This is a genomic window from Bradyrhizobium sp. NBAIM08, assembly GCF_020193935.1.
GTDB classification, from domain to species: Bacteria; Pseudomonadota; Alphaproteobacteria; order Rhizobiales; family Xanthobacteraceae; genus Bradyrhizobium; species Bradyrhizobium yuanmingense.
This window is the reverse complement of sequence record NZ_JADYVR010000002.1, coordinates 365676-382994: the sequence shown is the minus strand read 5'-3', so window position 1 is coordinate 382994 and position 17319 is coordinate 365676. Positions and strand designations below refer to the sequence as shown.

Below are 17319 nucleotides of genomic sequence, written 5' to 3'. Positions count from 1 at the left end.
TTCCTCGACGGACCGCCTCCGCGGGCTCCAAGTCTTCCAAAGCTCATGGTAGCCCTCGTTCAAAGATTAGCTCCCGTAATCGGCTCCAATGGCAAGGTATTTGGCTGCGCCGGGAAACGGGATCTTTGCCTCAAAGATTGCTTCCAAAAGCTGTTTACGGATTGAGATGGCAGAAGGTCATAAGCTGTAACTCGAAAAACGAGGAAGGGCGACCTTTCGGCCGCCCTGAGCTATAGACGACAATGCCTCGCGCCGTCTCACGAACACCCCGTCGTGCTTCCACACGTATCGCACTTCATGCACGTGCCATTCCGCACCAGCGTAAAGTTGCCGCACTCTGAGCACATCTCGCCCTCGTAGCCCTTGGCCTTGGCTTCGGCGCGGCGCTCGGCCTTGGTCGGAGCTGCGGTCGCGGCGGTGCCGGCCTTGCTCCATTGCAGCTGCTCGAGCTTCTCCGTCGGAGACAGATCGTGCTGGGCTTCCTGCTTCAGCGCGACGGCGCCTTCGATGGCGTCGCCGACGCGGGCGCTAGCGCCGTGGGCGGCCAGCGCGGTGACCCGGCTGCCGCCTGATGGCGCGCTGTCGTTGCCTTGGCTGACCGCGGCCGAGCCGCCGCGCATCACGACGAGGTTGTCCGTGCGCGAGCGGGTGAGGCCGCGCGAGACCAGCTTGGTGGCGTGCTGGCCGCCGTCCTCGTCCGGCTCCTTGCCTTCCTCGACGCCCTTGCCGAGCGCGTCAAAGCCCGTCTCGTTGGGATCGACGTGGGCGAGGTCGAAGCGGCTGAGATAGCTCACCGCGAGCTCGCGGAAGACGTAGTCGAGGATCGAGGTCGCGTACTTGATGCTGTCGTTGCCCTGCACGGGGCCCGCCGGCTCGAAGCGGGTGAAGGTGAAGGCGTCGACATATTCGTCGAGCGGCACGCCGTATTGCAGGCCGAGCGACACCGCGATGGCGAAGTTGTTGATGAAGGAGCGCAGCGCCGCGCCTTCCTTGTGCATGTCGATGAAGATCTCACCGAGACGGCCGTCATCGTATTCGCCGGTGCGCAGATACACCTTATGTCCGCCGACGACCGCCTTCTGGGTGTAGCCCTTGCGGCGATCGGGCATCTTCTCGCGCTCGCGCATCACGACGATGCGCTCGACCAGCTTCTCGACGACCTTTTCGGCCACATGCGTGGCGCGCGCCGCCATCGGCTTTTCATGCAGCAGCTCGACCGCATCATCCTCGTCCTCATCGTCGCTGATGAGCTGCGAGTTGAGCGGCTGTGAGAGCTTCGAGCCGTCGCGATAGAGGGCGTTGGCCTTCAATGCCAGTTTCCACGACAGCATGTAGGCGGACTTGCAGTCCTCCACCGTGGCGTCGTTCGGCATGTTGATGGTCTTGGAGATCGCGCCCGAGATGAAGGGCTGCGCCGCCGCCATCATGCGGATGTGGCTCTCGACCGACAGGTAGCGCTTGCCGATCTTGCCGCAGGGATTGGCGCAGTCGAACACCGGATAGTGCTCGGCCTTGAGGTGCGGGGCACCTTCCACGGTCATCGCGCCGCAGATGTGGACGTTGGCCGCCTCGATCTCGCGCTTGGTGAAGCCGACGGCCTGGAGCAGGTCGAAGCCGGGGGCTGCGATCGCCTCGGCGCCGATGCCGAGCTGGTCGCGGATGAAGTCTTCGCCAAAGGTCCACTTGTTGAAGGCGAACTTGATGTCGAACGCGGTCGGCAGGGCCTTCTCGACCTTGGCGATCGCCTCATCGGTAAAGCCCTTGGCCTTCAGCGTGGTGACGTTGATGCCGGGGGCGTTCGCCAGCGAGCCGTGGCCGACGGCGTAGGCCTCGATCTCGGCGATCTCGCTCTCGCGATAGCCGAGCGCGCGCAGCGCTGCGGGGACCGCGCGGTTGATGATCTTGAAGTAGCCGCCGCCGGCGAGCTTCTTGAACTTGACCAGCGCGAAGTCGGGCTCGATGCCGGTGGTGTCGCAATCCATGACGAGGCCGATCGTGCCGGTCGGCGCGATGACAGTGGTCTGGGCGTTGCGATAGCCGTGCTTCTCGCCGAGCTCGAGCGCCGCATCCCAGGCCGCCTGAGCATGGCTGACGAGATCGGCTTGCGGGCAGGAGACGAGGTCGAGCGGCACCGGGTTGACGCTGAGCGCTTCATAGCCGTTGGACTGGCCATGCGCGGCGCGGCGGTGGTTGCGGATCACGCGCAGCATGTGCGCGGCGTTCTTCTTGTAGCCGGGGAAGGTGCCCAGTTCAGCTGCGATTTCCGCGGAGGTCTTGTAGGTGATGCCGGTCATGACTGCAGTGAGGGCGCCGCAGAGCGCGCGGCCTTCCTTGGAGTCGTAGGGCAGGCCCATGGTCATCAGCAGGCCGCCGATATTGGCGTAGCCGAGGCCGAGCGTGCGGAATTCGTAGGAGAGCTCGGCGATCGCCTTCGACGGGAACTGCGCCATCATGACGGAGATTTCCAGCACGATGGTCCAGAGCCGGCAGAGGTGCTCATAGCCCTCGACGTCGAAGCGCTTGGTGTCGGTGTTGTAGAACGTCAGCAGGTTCGCCGAGGCGAGATTGCACGCCGTGTCGTCCAGGAACATGTATTCCGAGCACGGATTGGACGCGCGGATGTCGCCGGACGCCTTGCAGGTGTGCCAGTCGTTCATCGTGGTGTTGAAGTGCAGGCCGGGATCGGCCGAGGCCCAGGCGGCGTAGCCGATCTTCTCCCAGAGGTCGCGCGCCTTCAGAGTCTTCGTCACCTTCTTCGAGGTGCGGGCGTTGAGATTCCAGTCGCCGTCGGTCTCGACCGCGCGCAGGAAGTCGTCCTTCAGCGAGACCGAGTTGTTGGAGTTCTGGCCCGAAACGGTGAGGTAGGCTTCGCTATCCCAGTCGGTGTCGTAGGTGTCGAACTGGATGTCCTTGTAGCCTTGCTTGGCGAACTGGATGACGCGCTTGATGTAATTGTCGGGCACGAGGCTGCGGCGCGCGAGCTTGATTTCCCGGCGCAGGGCAGGGTTCTTCTCGGGGTCGAAGCAGTCGTCGCCCGAGCCTTCGCAATTCACGCAGGCCTTCAGCACGGCCTTGAGGTGCTTCTGGTTGATCTTGGAGCCCGTGACGAGGGCGGCGACCTTTTGCTCCTCCTTCACCTTCCAGTCGATATAGGTCTCGATGTCGGGGTGATCGACGTCGACGACGACCATCTTGGCCGCGCGGCGCGTGGTGCCGCCCGACTTGATCGCGCCGGCGGCGCGGTCGCCGATCTTGAGGAAGCTCATCAGGCCCGAGGAGCGGCCGCCGCCGGAGAGCTTTTCGCCCTCGCCGCGCAGGCGCGAGAAGTTGGAGCCGGTGCCGGAGCCGTACTTGAACAGGCGGGCTTCGCGGACCCAGAGGTCCATGATGCCGCCCTCGTTGACGAGGTCGTCGCCCACGCCCTGGATGAAGCAGGCATGCGGCTGCGGATGCTCGTAGGCCGACTTGGACTTGGTCAGCTTGCCCGTGAAGGGGTCGACGTAATAATGGCCCTGGCCGGGGCCGTCGATGCCATAGGCCCAGTGCAGGCCGGTGTTGAACCATTGCGGCGAGTTCGGCGCGACCATCTGCATGGCGAGCATGTAGCGGAGCTCGTCATAGAAGGCCTGGGCGTCGTCGTCGCTGGTGAAATAGCCGCCCTTCCAGCCCCAATAGGTCCAGCAGCCGGCGAGGCGGTCGAACACCTGCTTGGCGCTGAGCTCGCTGACATAGCGCTCCTTCTCGGGCAGCGCGGCGAGGGCATCAGTGTCGGGCACGGAGCGCCACAGGAAGGAGGGGACGGATTCCTCCTCTATCCTCTTCAGGCGCGCGGCAAGGCCGGCCTTGCGGAAATATTTCTGGGCCAGCACGTCGGAGGCGACCTGCGACCACTCGCTCGGCACCTCGACGTTATCAAGCTTGAACACGACCGAGCCGTCGGGATTACGAATCTCCGACGTGGTCAGGCGGAATTCGATACCCGCATAAGGTGACTGTCCCGCAGTGGTGTGGCGCCGCTCAATCCGCATGGTCTTGCCCCGTCCTTTTCTTTGACCGGTCCCGCCTCCGTTCAGGCGTGCCGGGTCGTCATTGCATCTCGCGTTGCCTTCGGCCGTTCGGCCTTGGGGCACCGCAGTTCAGCCGGTGGATCCGGCCCTGTTTTTTCCCGGCGCGAGCTCGATGCGTCGCATCGATCATCCCGCCGGCATGTCCACACCCATCCGCCCCCAAGGGGATGTGCGCGACATGCGTTCAACGCCCCACAACGTCACTTCGTCATCGATGCCATCCGAGCCTGTTGCCGGCCCGTTCTGGCGCCCCGAAGAGCCTGCATTCCGAGGGCAGACAAGCCCTCATCCGCAGCCTTTGGCCGGCTGGCGGAGCTGAAATTTGCGAGACCCTTTGGGGGAGTGCCGGCGGGACGCAAACTCACTCGCGCCGAACGGACCGAAAGCTAGGACTCTCCGCTGCGCCCGTCAAGAACTAGTGCGAGTTCCTGAATCAAATACTAAATATGGTGGATTGCGGGGGATAACAGGGGTCTTCGCCGCGCCTGTCGTGGACCCAAGTATCAGTGAGTCCTCAGGGATTCCCAACTGAAAAAATTTGCATGCCGTGATGACGCGGGGCCTTCATCCCGCTGTTCACAGGGCAGGTATATTTTTGAGCAATGGGATTGCGTCAGCAGGACTCACGTAGCCCTACGGACGGTTAGGGCAGGCATGCCCGCCAAAGCGGTGGTGGGACCCGCGAATCCGGGCCAAGGTGACCGCCCGATTTGCCGGACTAGCCGACATGCTTGATTCGACGACGCCGGGCGTGCGGCCGCGCATCGCCCCGGCCGGCCTGATGTTCCTTGCGATCACCTCGATCGGCTGGGGCTTCAACTGGCCGGTGACGAAATTCCTACTTGCCGAGCTGCCGCCTCTGACACTGCGCGGGGTCACCGGTGTGCTCGGCGCGCTGCTGCTGGCGCTGCTTGCGGTGATCCGGCGGCAAAGCCTGTACGTGGAGGGCGCGATCTGGCCGCGCCTGCTCACCTCGGCCGCGCTCAACGTCACCTGCTGGATGGTGCTGATGGGGCTGGCACTGCTCTGGCTGCCGGCGAGCGAGGCGGCGCTGATCGCCTATACGATGCCGGTCTGGGCCTCGATCCTCGCCTGGCCGGTCCTGGGCGAGCGGCCGACGGTCTTGCGCACGCTTGGGCTGGTGCTGGCTTTCGCAGGGCTTGCCTCGATCATGGGGGGCAACGGCCTTGCCGCCAGCACGGAAAAGCTGCCGGGCATCATCATGGTGCTGGTCGGTGCGTTCGGCTTTGCCCTCGGCACCGTGCTCTCAAAGAAGTACCCGATTCACCTGCCGCCGCTCGCGGCGGCAGCCTGGCAGATCGGGATCGGCTGCCTGCCGATCTCGATCGTCGGCCTCCTGATCGAGACGACGCATTTGTCGCATGTGACGCCGCTCGGCTGGTGGCTGCTGGTCTATTCGGTCGTCGGGCAGTTCTGCATCGCCTATGTCAGCTGGTTCGCAGCACTGGCGCGCCTGCCGGCCTCGGTCGCCGCGATCGGCACCATGGCGGTGCCGGTGATCGGCGTCGTGGCCTCGGCGGTCGCGCTTGGCGAGCCGCTCGGGCCGGGGCAGATCGCGGGGCTGGTGTTTACGCTAGCCGCGGTGGTGCTGGCGACACGGGGGTAGCCGTCCGGAGGTCGGGGTATCAGTGGTCCTGAGGTTCTTTCTCTCGCCGGCGTTGTGCCAAGCCCGGCAGTTTCGACGGAAGGTCAGCAGGTGCGACGGCAAAGACCTCGAGAGCCTGGTCGTAGCCTTTGATGGTCCGCTGTCCGAGCGATGCCATCGGGACGCTATCCCTCACTCTTCCAGCGATCGTGGGATCAGCCAGGATCTGCGCGTCCTTGGCGAGATTACAGAGCCGCGAGGCCAAATTCACCACGGCTCCCATCGCCGTGTAATCCAGCCGGCCGTTGTAACCGACCGTTCCTACCGTTGCCGGTCCCATGGCAACGCCCACACCAAAGCCGATCGCGTGGCCGGCGTCACACCATTTGCCGGCAAGGGACTGAACCGTCATTTGCAGGTCGATCGCGAGGCGGACCGCTTGAGTTGCCGGCTGTTCGCATGCGATCGGGGCATTGACCAGCAGCATGACTCCGTCGCCATCAAAGCCGATGAGCGTTGCCTCGTGACGAGTCGTCACGGCGCCGACGGCCTCGTAGTACTCTCGCATGACGGCCATGATGACATCGGGTTCATTGCGAGTGGAGAACGCCGTGAAGCCGCGCAAGTCGCCAAAAATGACAGCCACTTCACGTCGCTGCCCTTCGAGCAGTTCGTGAGAATGTTCGACCAATTCGGCGACCTGTGATGGCAGGAACTGCTTCAGCCGTTCGATCCGCGCAGATTTCTGCTGCGAGATCGCCAGTTCAGAAGCCATTTCATTGAAACGCAACGCCAGCTGCTGCAACTCGTCACCGCTGAAGATTTTGATGCGATGCTCGAATTGTCCGGTTCTGATCCGCTCCACGCCCTCTTCCAGTTGCTTGATCGGACCGGACATTCTGTGCGCGCGCCAATAGGCGAGCGCCAGCGCGACAAGAACACCAAAGGCAATGAGAATTGACGAGCGCCACAAGGCCGCCCGAATTGATGCAAAGGCTTCCGCGGTTGGCTGCATCGCGATCACCGTCCATCCCACATCGGCGGCCTGAACGGATAGCGCCACCACCGGGTTGCCTCGCTCCCCGGTTATCACCGCCGCTCCGCTCGCCGCGCCAACGAGATGCTTGATCCGGCCAAAACTGCCGGAGCTGGCGCGGCCGCGCAGAACCCGGCTGATATCGGGATGTGCGATCAGATGACCGGAATCATCGACGACAATGGCGTAGCCGGTCTCGCCGATTCTAATGGCTGCGATGACATCCCAGATCAGCTTCAGATTGACCTCGGCGATCGCAACCCCTGCGGCCGGCAGGCTCCCGGCAACCGCGATCCTCATATAGGGCTCTGAATCTTGCTGGTACTGAACCGGTCCGTACCAGACTTTGTTGCCGCGTGCGCCCAGAACAGCGGGATCCGCAGACATATCGATGCCGCGCCCGGTCCTGTTCAGAAGCAGCCTGGAAACAAAGACCCGTTCGGTGCCGGTCTCATCCAGAAGCGAAACCGAAACGATTGCAGGCACCTGCTGGAGGAGACGCAAGGCATCGATCTTATGTTGCGCATCGTCTCCGGCAGACCAGGGAAGCTGCACCATCCAACCCAGCTGATCTCGCATGCCATCGGTGAACGCCTCGATCCTGTCGGACGCCGCGCGAGCATCGGCCTGCAGCACCGCGCTGATCTGGCGACGCTGGTCTCGGTAACCGAAAGAAGCCTCGACGGCCGCGCCGAGTATCAGAGGCACGACCGCAGCGACAAACAACGTCGCGAAGTACTTGCAGAACAGCGAGCGACGCGGAGGCATCGTACACGAAGAGGGCTGCGCAGCACCGTCCTTCATAGCTACGCTCAGGAGATCACCTTGCTGGCGCGAAACAGGATCGACGACACATCCAGCTCGATACCCAGAAGCCTGGCTGTCTTCATATTGATTGCCAGTTCAAACTTCTCGGGACGCATCACCGGAAGGTCTGACGGATATTCACCGCGCAGGATGCGATCGGCATAAGTGGCAAGCCGAAAATAGGTCGTGCGCTGGTTTGCGCCGTAACTCAAGAGACCTCCAGCGTCACAATATTCAGACCAGCCAAACATCGAAGGCAGCCGGTGCGCGATTGCAAGCTCCGCAATCTTCGCACGATGCACCAGCGTCACAGCATCGGGAAACACGAGGAGAGCATCCGCGTCCACCTTGCCGGCAGCCATCAACCCATTCTCGATTTCGCGCGCGCCGCAGAACGGAACGTAGGCTGCCTCTATCCCAAGATTTCGGCACGACTCCAACGTCGCACGCCATTCCAGCGGCTCTCCCGGATGATCCGTGTTCGACAGGACCGCCAGTTTTCGCAGCTTTGGATAAATGTCCTTGAGCAGCTCAACGCGCTTTCCTGCCAGCTCGAGCGACAGGAATGTGCTGCCGGTGAAATTGGTGCCGGGGTGAGCAAGGCTCTTCACCACACCCAAAGCGACGGGGTCGCCGCTCAATGCAAACAGCACTGGGATGTCGGTGATTGCAGTCATGCCGCGTGTCGCCGGACCGCTCGAGACCACAAGGTCGACATCCCCTCGCTGCAACTCGGAGACGATCTTCCGCAGTGCCTGCGGATTTCCAGGGGCATAATGCGTCTCGAAGGTTACGGTCTTGCCTTCGACATATCCCAGGGCGCGCATTCCATCGCGAAAGCCGTCCAGGAAGGGATCCGGTTCGGACTCAGTCGAGACCCAGAAGATTCGATGCAGCTTGGCTCCGCCCTGCGCCCGTGCGATCGCAGGCCAGGCCAACCCCCCACCAATCAAAAAGATGAACTCTCGTCTTTTCATGCGAGCACCTGTCGAGGCTGGGCCTTGCAGTTCCGGCCGCAGACCAAGATCCTAGCTGTGCGTCTGATGACTGTTGCGCTCCGCAAGCGGACTGTCGCGCCACCGGCTCCGACATTTGTCCTCGTGAGCATGCTCAGAGACTGGGCTGGCGAGACGATTTGTCCTTGAGATGCGCTTGATTTTTACTTGAGACCGGCCCGGTTAAGACCAAAACGGCCTTACGCGTTGCATCGCGCGGTGTCCGAACACCTCCAGCGCGGATCCGGGCTAGCTATGGCGTCTCAAAAGGACAGTTGGAACTCACATCCTGAGCCAGTGCCCACGACCTCATAGATTGGGTGACTGCAGCGCCTTCGGCAACTCACGGGCTAGCGCGTGTACTCATACGGGCTAGGGGCTCATAAAGGCAATGTTCGCTCCTGAGGGACGAGCGGAGATATTCTGATCTGCCAGAGCATCACTGCTTGTGACCCAGAGCCATCATGACACCGATGCGCTCAATACCGCCTGACGGATCCTCATCATTGCGAGATGAACCAATCTGTACCCTGGGGTTTGGACCCGCAACGGAACATATGGCGCTAAATCGTCGGGCGCGCTGGCGATTGCCCAAGTGCCAGAAGCGCTGCGGCCAGCGCCGCCGCGGCCTTTTCGGGCCGGGCTTTCTCATAGATTGCGAACTCAAGGTCAGGAAGGCGCGGCAGCCCCTCTTGCGATCCCAGAATGCGCAAACCTGCAATGACCGCGCTCGCGGGAAGCGGCGCGATGGCGAGACCAGCGAGCGCCGCCGCGCGCACACCTGTCAGGCTGGGGCTGGTATAGATGATCTCCCACGTCAGTTCGCTGTCATTTAGCGCGGCGAGCGCTGCCTCACGCGATACTGACCGCTCGCGATAGAGCGCCAGCGGCAGCACCGCGCCCGGAACCAGATCAAACGCGTCGGCGGCGGCCCAGACCATGGGTTCGCGCCAGACCAGGCGCCCACGCGACGTACCGAGCGGACGCTTAGCGAACACGACGTCGAGTCGTCCCTTGTTCAACTGCTCGATCAATTCCGCACTAACGCCGATCTGCACCTCGAGCTTCACGCTCGCGTGCAACATGGCGAAGCGTCCCAGCGCCGATGGCAGCGAGCCGCCGGCGACTTCCTCGACCACTCCAAGACGCACGGCTCCTGACAAGCGCGGCGCTGACAGGCGATGGCGGGCCGCCTCCTCGAGTTGCAACAGACGACGGGCGTCACCCAGCAGCATCTCTCCATCGTCGGTCAGCGCGACGCTGCGGGTCGTGCGCCGGAACAGCGGACGTTTGGTTTCAAGCTCCAATCGCTTGACCTGCTGGCTGATGGTCGACTGCGTCAGATTGAGCCGTTCGGCGGCGCGGTGGAAGCCGCCGCAATCCGCGACGGCAACAAAGGAACGCAAAAGCTCGAATTCCAGCATGCCGATTGATCCAAATTCATGATCAATCATATTACAAAATATCGTTTCTATAATCAATACTGGTCACCTAACTTCTGCATCGAAGACAGCGTCGAGCGAAGGAGGTTCATCATGCACGCCACATCACGACCGGGAGCGGATCGCTCCGCGAGGCTAGCTCGGGCCGCCACGATCTGCTCTGAAAAGCTCTGCCCTGCCGAGCGCGCGACCGAGTTGCTCGAAGCGATCATCGAGCCGGGCGACCGCGTTGCCATCGAGGGCGACAATCAGAAGCAGGCCGATTTTCTTGCCGCCGCCCTGACGAGCGTGGATCCGGCGCAGATTCACGATCTGCACATGGTGCAGTCGGTGCTGGCGCTGCCCGATCATCTCGCCGTGTTCGAGCGCGGTGTCGCCAATCGGCTCGATTTTGCCTTCGCAGGTCCGCAGAGCCGCAAGCTCGCCGAACTGGTCGGCAGCGGCACGGTGAAGATCGGCGCAATCCATACCTATCTCGAGCTCTATGCTCGGATGTTGGTGGACCTGACGCCGCACGTGGCGCTGATCGTCGCCGACAAGGCCGACCGCAACGGCAATCTCTACACCGGTCCCAACACCGAAGACACGCCGACCATCGCCGAAGCCGCGGCCTTTCGCGGCGGCATTGTCTTGGCGCAAGTCAACGAGATCGTTGACCGGTTGCCGCGAGTAGACGTCCCCGGCGACTGGGTCGATTTCGTCATACCGAGCCCAAAGCCTTACGCGATCGAGCCTCTGTTCACGCGCGACCCCGCCAAGGTAAGGGACGAGAACGTGCTGATGGCGATGATGGCGATTGCTGCGGTCTATGAGCCATTTGAGGTCCGGCGGCTCAACCACGGCATCGGTTACGCCACCGCGGCGATCGAGCTGATCCTCCCGACATTTGCCGCCCGGCGGGGCCTGAAGGGCAAGATCGCGAGCCAATTCGTGCTCAACCCGCACCCGACCCTGATCCCGGTGATCGAAGCCGGCTTCGTCGACGGCGTCTATTGCTTCGGCTCCGAGCTCGGTATGGAGCGCTACGTCGCAAAGCACGCCGATATATTCCCGATCGGCGCCGACGGCAACCTGCGGTCGAACCGGGCACTGGCGCAGGTCGCCGGACAATATGCCTGCGACATGTTTGTTGGCGCCACGCTGCAAATCGACGCGCGAGGCAACAGTTCGACGGCCACGAAAGACCGGATCGCAGGCTTCGGCGGTGCGCCGAACATGGGCGCGGATGCACGCGGTCGTCGCCACGACAGCCCCACCTGGCTTCGCGCCGGTCAGGAAGCAGGCGATCTCTTACGCGGCCGCAAGCTTGTGGTGCAGATGGTGCAGACCCATCAGCCAAACGGCACGCCCAGTTTTGTCGAGCGTCTGGACGCGTTCGATCTGGCCGCCTCCGCCGGCTTCGCATTGCCGCCGGTGATGATCTATGGCGACGACGTGAGCCATGTCATCACCGAGAAGGCCGTGGCGAACCTGTTGCGCTGCCGATCACCGCAAGATCGCGAGGCGGCATTGCGCGCGATCGCCGGCGACACCGAATTTGGCAAGCGCCAATCGCCGGACACAACCGAGAGCCTCCGCCGTCGCGGCATCGTGATGTTTCCGGCAGACCTTGGCATCGACGTCGGCACGGCGACGCGCGATTTGCTCGCCGCCAAGACGATCGATGACCTCGTGGCCGCCTCGAGCGGACTCTACGCGCCACCGGCCAAGTTCCGCCGCGCCGTCACCGCCCAAGCTTGAGGAGGAATAGTCATGTCCGCAATCCGCCAAACTTTCAACGATCCATCCAGCACGACAATGCCGCCCCTCGATCGCGCGAAGCAGCTCGCAGCATCGCTGCTCTCCGAGCGCAGCCAGGCCTCAGGAGCGCTGGTCGCGCGGCAATTGCGCGAGATGCTTGGTGCACTCGACGACAACGATCGCCGCTGCTTTCAGCGCTATCTCGCCACGGAATTCCATCCTCACGGTCCGGCTTTGCGCGCGGCGGCGCAGCGCTACCTCGCCGAAGGCACCGCAGAAGCCGCGGCCGCACTCGCGCGTGCTGCCGAACCGCCGCGCCAGGAAGTGCTGCGGCGAATCAACATGGCACCCGGCGGGATCAGCGCGCTGATCGCGATTCGCAGCGAAATTGCTTCATACATGCGCACTGACCCCGAACTGAAGTTGCTCGACGCGGATCTCAAGCATTTGTTCGCCTCATGGTTCAACCGCGGCTTCATCGAGTTGCGGCGCATCGACTGGCAGACACCGGCCGCGGTGCTGGAAAAGCTGATCGCCTACGAAGCCGTGCACGAAATCAAGGGCTGGGACGACCTGCGCCGGCGCCTTGCACCCGATCGGCGCTGCTTTGGCTTCTTTCATCCCGCACTTCCAGGCGAGCCACTGATTTTCGTCGAGGTTGCTTTGGTGGAAGGACTGGCCACGGCCGTGCAGCCGTTGTTGTCGCAGGACGACGGTGAAGCCATCGCGCAGCAGCGCGCCGCGCGCGCCGACACCGCGATCTTCTACTCGATCTCCAATTGTCAGGACGGCCTGCGCGGCGTGGCGTTCGGCAATTTCCTGATCAAGCAGGTCGTTGAAGAGCTGCAGTCGGAGTTTCCGCAGCTGAAGCGTTTTTCCACCCTATCTCCGGTACCGGGATTTCGGCAATGGCTCGCTAATCGGCTTGCAAATGCAAGTGATCCCGATGCGGCGCTGTTATCGCAACTGGAGAGCGATAGCTGGTGGAATGACCCGGCGCAGAGCGAGAAGCTGCGCGTGCCCTTGCTGCGGCTCTGCGCTAGCTATCTGACACGGAAGCCCTCGATACGCATCGACCCCGTGGCGCGTTTTCACCTCGGCAACGGCGCACGGCTCGAACGCATCAATTGGCTCGGCAATACCGCTCTGCGTGCGATTCAAGAATCCTTCGGGATCATGGTCAACTATCTTTATGACCACAACACCATTGAGACCAATCACGAAGCATTTGTACGCGACGGCACTATCATCCGTTCGCCTGATGTCGATGCTCTACTGCACATCACCGACTGAGCCGCGATCAAGTTCGTTGCGCTAGCTCGGCGCCATCCCGCCGCCGTTCAGCGCCTTGCGGATCATCTCGGCGAGCTGGTTGCGCCGATAGGGCTTGGTCAGCAGCAGCACGCCGTCGTCGAGCTTGCCGTGATGGACGATGGCGTTGTCGGTGTAGCCGGAGGTGTAGAGCACCTTCACGCCCGGCCGGCGCCTCGCCACCTCGTCGGCGAGCTCGCGGCCGCTCATGCCGCCGGGGATGACGACGTCGGTGAACAGCAGGTCGAAGCTCTGCCCGGCCTCAATCAGGTCCAGCGCCGCCTTGCCGTCGGACGCGGCGATCGTCTTGTAGCCAAGGCTCTGGAGCTGCGCGGTGACGAAGTTGCGGACCAGCGGATCGTCCTCGACCACGAAAATGGTCTCGGCGCCGCCTTCGGCCGTCGGCGTGACGCCGGTTGCGATGTCCGCTGCGCCTTCGCCCGGCGGCAGGTAGAGCTTGATCGTGGTGCCGTGGCCTTCCTCGCTGTAGATCTTGATGTGGCCGCCGGATTGCTTGACGAAGCCGTAGACCATGGAGAGGCCGAGGCCGGATCCCTTGCCGACCTCCTTGGTGGTGAAGAAGGGCTCGAACGCCTTCTGCTGCACGTCAGAGGGCATGCCGGTGCCGGTATCGCTGACCGCGAGCATGATGTAGGGGCCCGCTGCCACGTCGGCATTGGCCTGCGCATAGGCTTCGTCGAGCACGACGCGGTGGGTCTCCAGCAGCAGCTTGCCGCCGCCCGGCATGGCGTCGCGGGCGTTGATCGCCATGTTGAGCACGGCGTTGGTGAGCCTGGACGGATCGATATGCGTCGTCATCGGCCCCTGCTCCAGCACAGTCTCGATCTGGATCTGCTCGCCGAGGGTGGGGCGCAGAAGCTTTGCGATGTCCGAGATCGCGGCGTTGATGTCGACGTTGCGCGGCTCGAGCGGCTGCCGGCGCGCGAATGCCAAGAGGTGCTGGATCAGCTCGGCGCAGCGTTCGGCGGCATCGTCGATCAGCCGGGCCGTGCGCTGCAGCTCGGGCTGGTCCTTCAGGCGCTCCACCAGCGTCTCGGTGTTGCCGGAGATGACCGTGAGCATGTTGTTGAAGTCGTGCGCGACGCCGCCGGTCAGCTTGCCGATCGCATCCAGCTTCTGCGACTGGTGCAACTGCCGCTCGGTCTCGCGCGAGGTCGTCGCATCGTGATAGACCAGCGCCGCGCCGGAAATGTTGCCTTGCCCGTCCCGCATCGGCCGGCCGCTGACCATGAGATGGCGCGGCGGGTTGCCGCTGTGCGGGCGGACGATCATCTCCAGCTCTTCGAACTGCTCGCCGCGCAGCACGCGCGTCGATGGCAGCTCGTCGGCCGGAAGCGGCGTGACGCCGTCGCCGTGAAACACGTCGGACAGCGCGCGCAGATTGCCGACGTTCATGCCGGTGCGATGCAGCAGCATGCGCTCGGCGGCCGGATTGGACAGCAGCACGGTGCCCTCGGCGTCGATGACCAGCACCGCCTCCGCCATGCTGCGAAACGTGCTCTGGAGCACGTTGACCGACAGGCGCAATTCGTCATGCGCGGCGACGAGGTGCTCGGTGCGTTCGGCCACCGCCGCCTCGAGCGCCGCCTTGGCGGCTTGGGTCTGCTCGAGCGAGCTCTGGAGCTCACCGGTCGTGCGGCGGCTTTCGCGCATCACCAACGCGACCAGGAGCAGGATCAGCACGGCGCCGGCGACGTCGATGCCGAGCAGCACGATGCCGGTGCGGCGCGAATCCTGGGAGCGGGCGGCGAGCAGGCGTTCTTCCTCCGCGCTCAGGCGGTCGAGATTGCGCATCACCGTGTCCATGAGGCCGCGGCCCTCGGCCTTGCTGTTGAGCGCGGCAATGCCGGCCTGGTCGTTGGCGGCCCGCAGGCGCATCGCGGTGGCGGCGATCTCGATCCGGCGCAGCGCCAGCGGCTCGGTGCCCTCAAGCAGGGCGACCTGATCGGGGGTGTCGCGCACGTCGCGCTTGAGCTCGGCGAGGGCCGGCGCGAGCTTGGCGTGCACCGCCTGGAACTCGTCGCTGAAGCCCTGGCTGCGATAGAGCTCGTAGCCGCGCGCGGCGCTCTCGGCCCGGCGCAGCAGCACGCGCAGATCGGAGATCTTCTTTTGCACCTGGACGGTGTGGTTCACCGACGCCGCGTCGGACCGCGACTTGACGTCGAGGGCGATCGAGGCCGCGGTGATGATCAGGAGGATGGCAAGTCCAACACCGAGAATGACGCGCTGCGTTGGAATCAAGGGGCTTCTTTCTGGTCCTTCGGCGGCGCGCTCTCGCCCGCGCCGGCAAGGCATTCCCGGATCGTGGTCAGCAGCGCTTCCGGCGTGAACGGCTTGCGCAGGCAGCGCGTTGCGCCGAGCTCAAGCGCCATGCGGAGAAAATCGGGAGAGGGCGAGGCGGACGAGGCGAAGGCATAGCCTGACATCGCGATCAGCGGCGTGGCAGGGGCGCGCTCGTGAAAGATGCGGATGGATTCGAAGCCGCGCATATGCGGCATGAAGATGTCGACCAGCATGACGTCGAAGGCTTGCGATTCCAGCGCAGCCAGTCCTGTTTCGCCGCCGTCGGTCAGCGTGACGTCGAAGCCCTGACGTTGGAGGAGGACCTCGATGGTCGCGCCGACCATCGGATCGTCATCAACCACGAGAATACGCGGCATGACACTTCCCAGAAGATCGAAGTCCCCACTGTGATTTGTGATATCCGCGAATCGTGGGTCCGGTCAATTTGCGATTGGATCGCGCAGGATATGCACGGTTTGGTGCATAAAGGTCCATTTGCATCGATTTGTATTTATCTGCGAGGGTGATGGAGCCGAAAGGAGCGAGGAAGGCGCCGATTGCAAAAAAGGCGCCGCATTGCTGCGACGCCTTTCGCCTCTAGTCTTCGCGATCTGCTTACGGGCAAGGATGCCGCCGGCCGTCGTAGCCGAGATAGGTGCCCGAGGCCGGGTCGTAAGATTTGAAGCGCCGCGCGCAATAAGCGGCGTCGCCGCCGCCATCCTGCACTACGGCAACCGACGGCTCGTCATAGTAGCCGTAGTAGTAGGGATCATCGTAATAGCCGTAGCCGCTGCCGTAATAGGCGTAGGAGCCGAGGCCTCCGATCGCCGCGCCAGCCGCAAAGCCCGGCCAGAAGCCGCCGTGGCGATGATGATGGTGGTGGCGACCGTGCCAGTGACGACCGCTCCAGTTGCCGCTGCCGCCCTGCCAATTGCCGCTGCCGCCCTGCCAGTTGCCCGCAACTGCAGCGCTACGGGTCCCACTGAAGCTCGGCGAGATAGCGGCACGGTCTGCCGCGCCCCCGACGAAACTGCCACCGCCCGGACGGACCGCGCCACCGCCTGCGAAATTGCCACCGCTCGGGCGCATCGCGGCTCCGCCCCCGAAACCGCCGCCACCGCCCTGGAACGCGGCGCCGCCGCCGCCCATGCGGGCGCCGCCACCGAAGCCGCCGCCTCCGCCACCGACCGCGGCACCTCCGCCACCGATCGCCGCACCACCGCCCGCTCCGACCGCGGCGGCACGACTCTGCTGCGCAAAGCTCGGGCTCGCCAAGGGAAGAACCAACGCCACCGTCGCAGCGGCACTCAACAATTTCAGACTGTTCATGGTAAACTCCTTTCCCGGAAAGCAACCCTGAGAAAGCGCGGGGGTTCCTGGGATCACGCCGGTTTGCGCGCGCATGGAGCCTCAGGTCCCGCCGCTGTACCGCGCATGAATGAATCGCGTCGGCTTTGCGGCAGGGGCGTGCGCGGCAGGCGGATTTGCGGGGGCGCCGACGCGCCTGCCGAACTGGACATTTCGGCCCCCGGATGGCATCAGGACCCCACGAAGCAGGGCCCTTGCCGCATGAAACAATTCTTCCTCAAGTTCTTCACCTGGTGGAATGGCCAGACCTTTGGCACCCAGCTCTGGACCAAGCGGTATGGCGAGCTGGTCGGGGAGGACGAGCAGGGCAACCGTTACTACCGCACGCGGGGCGGGGCGATCGATCCGGCGCTCGGCTTCGAGCGGCGCTGGGTGATCTATAACGGCTACGCGGAAGCGAGCCGGATTCCACCGTCCTGGCATGGCTGGATTCACCACGTCGTCGACAAGCCGCCGACCGAGATCGATTATCAGCCGCGCGAGTGGGAGAAGCCGCACCAGCCGAATCTCACCGGCACGGCCAAGGCCTATCGTCCCTCCGGCTCGACGCTCGCCAGCGGCAGGCGTCCCAAGGCGACCGGCGACTATCAGCCCTGGACGCCCGGCTAAGCCCCTTTCGGCCGACCCACGAATCACCATCGTC

11 protein-coding genes are annotated in these 17319 nt (G+C 63.9%); 4 read left to right on the top strand and 7 right to left on the bottom strand.

Translation table 11 applies throughout. From position 1 onward, the window contains the following. Positions 1 to 257: 257 nt before the first annotated feature. Positions 258 to 4028, bottom strand: a complete 3771-nt coding sequence (locus I6F37_RS07865) for a vitamin B12-dependent ribonucleotide reductase (RefSeq protein ID WP_225150855.1) — start codon at positions 4026 to 4028, stop codon at positions 258 to 260. A 766-nt stretch (positions 4029 to 4794) separates the two neighbouring features. Here I6F37_RS07865 and I6F37_RS07860 point away from each other — a divergent pair. Next, the gene (locus I6F37_RS07860; RefSeq protein WP_225150853.1) at positions 4795 to 5694 is read left to right on the top strand and encodes a DMT family transporter; all 900 of its coding nucleotides are present in this window, start codon (positions 4795 to 4797) and stop codon (positions 5692 to 5694) included. A gap of 19 nt (positions 5695 to 5713) precedes the next feature. Here I6F37_RS07860 and I6F37_RS07855 read toward each other — a convergent pair whose 3' ends face one another. The 3 genes from I6F37_RS07855 to I6F37_RS07845 all read right to left on the bottom strand — a co-directional run bounded on the left by I6F37_RS07855 (position 5714) and on the right by I6F37_RS07845 (position 9965). Beyond that, positions 5714 to 7513: an adenylate/guanylate cyclase domain-containing protein gene (locus I6F37_RS07855; protein WP_225150851.1), complete on the bottom strand. Its 1800-nt coding sequence runs from the start codon at positions 7511 to 7513 to the stop codon at positions 5714 to 5716. A gap of 8 nt (positions 7514 to 7521) precedes the next feature. Then, positions 7522 to 8493, bottom strand: coding sequence for an ABC transporter substrate-binding protein (locus I6F37_RS07850; RefSeq protein ID WP_109143923.1), 972 nt, complete (start codon positions 8491 to 8493; stop codon positions 7522 to 7524). 581 nt (positions 8494 to 9074) lie between these two features. Then, positions 9075 to 9965: a LysR substrate-binding domain-containing protein gene (locus I6F37_RS07845; protein ID WP_225150849.1), complete on the bottom strand. Its 891-nt coding sequence runs from the start codon at positions 9963 to 9965 to the stop codon at positions 9075 to 9077. An 81-nt stretch (positions 9966 to 10046) separates the two neighbouring features. On the opposite strand from I6F37_RS07845, the gene mdcA reads away from it, so the two are divergent. Together mdcA and I6F37_RS07835 are read left to right on the top strand one after the other, a co-directional pair. After that, the gene (gene mdcA / locus I6F37_RS07840) at positions 10047 to 11693 is read left to right on the top strand and encodes a malonate decarboxylase subunit alpha (protein WP_225150848.1); all 1647 of its coding nucleotides are present in this window, start codon (positions 10047 to 10049) and stop codon (positions 11691 to 11693) included. A gap of 12 nt (positions 11694 to 11705) precedes the next feature. Next, entirely contained in the window at positions 11706 to 12986 is a 1281-nt protein-coding gene (locus I6F37_RS07835; RefSeq protein ID WP_225113966.1) for a malonyl-CoA decarboxylase family protein, read from the top strand. A gap of 21 nt (positions 12987 to 13007) precedes the next feature. Here the strand turns inward: I6F37_RS07835 and I6F37_RS07830 are convergent, their stop codons facing one another. The 3 genes from I6F37_RS07830 to I6F37_RS07820 form a co-directional block, all read right to left on the bottom strand. Continuing rightward, the gene (locus I6F37_RS07830; RefSeq protein ID WP_225150846.1) at positions 13008 to 15266 is read right to left on the bottom strand and encodes a CHASE3 domain-containing protein; all 2259 of its coding nucleotides are present in this window, start codon (positions 15264 to 15266) and stop codon (positions 13008 to 13010) included. Beyond that, positions 15263 to 15685: a response regulator gene (locus I6F37_RS07825; RefSeq protein ID WP_036022871.1), complete on the bottom strand. Its 423-nt coding sequence runs from the start codon at positions 15683 to 15685 to the stop codon at positions 15263 to 15265. The genes I6F37_RS07830 and I6F37_RS07825 overlap by 4 nt, the downstream gene beginning before the upstream one ends. A gap of 238 nt (positions 15686 to 15923) precedes the next feature. Continuing rightward, positions 15924 to 16637, bottom strand: coding sequence for a BA14K family protein (locus tag I6F37_RS07820; RefSeq protein ID WP_225113967.1), 714 nt, complete (start codon positions 16635 to 16637; stop codon positions 15924 to 15926). Positions 16638 to 16877: 240 nt separating this feature from the next. Here I6F37_RS07820 and I6F37_RS07815 point away from each other — a divergent pair, with 240 nt between their 5' ends. Continuing rightward, complete coding sequence (locus I6F37_RS07815; RefSeq protein WP_036022873.1) at positions 16878 to 17285, top strand: NADH:ubiquinone oxidoreductase subunit NDUFA12; 408 nt, start codon at positions 16878 to 16880, stop codon at positions 17283 to 17285. The last annotated feature ends 34 nt before the right edge of the window (positions 17286 to 17319 follow it).

Coding starts and splice junctions, on each gene's coding strand:
- I6F37_RS07865 (WP_225150855.1), bottom strand. CDS start 4,028: ATGCGGATTGAGCGGCGCCACACCACTGCGGGACAGTCACCTTATGCG.
- I6F37_RS07860 (WP_225150853.1), top strand. CDS start 4,795: ATGCTTGATTCGACGACGCCGGGCGTGCGGCCGCGCATCGCCCCGGCC.
- I6F37_RS07855 (WP_225150851.1), bottom strand. CDS start 7,513: ATGAAGGACGGTGCTGCGCAGCCCTCTTCGTGTACGATGCCTCCGCGT.
- I6F37_RS07850 (WP_109143923.1), bottom strand. CDS start 8,493: ATGAAAAGACGAGAGTTCATCTTTTTGATTGGTGGGGGGTTGGCCTGG.
- I6F37_RS07845 (WP_225150849.1), bottom strand. CDS start 9,965: ATGATTGATCATGAATTTGGATCAATCGGCATGCTGGAATTCGAGCTT.
- mdcA (WP_225150848.1), top strand. CDS start 10,047: ATGCACGCCACATCACGACCGGGAGCGGATCGCTCCGCGAGGCTAGCT.
- I6F37_RS07835 (WP_225113966.1), top strand. CDS start 11,706: ATGTCCGCAATCCGCCAAACTTTCAACGATCCATCCAGCACGACAATG.
- I6F37_RS07825 (WP_036022871.1), bottom strand. CDS start 15,685: ATGCCGCGTATTCTCGTGGTTGATGACGATCCGATGGTCGGCGCGACC.
- I6F37_RS07820 (WP_225113967.1), bottom strand. CDS start 16,637: ATGAACAGTCTGAAATTGTTGAGTGCCGCTGCGACGGTGGCGTTGGTT.
- I6F37_RS07815 (WP_036022873.1), top strand. CDS start 16,878: ATGAAACAATTCTTCCTCAAGTTCTTCACCTGGTGGAATGGCCAGACC.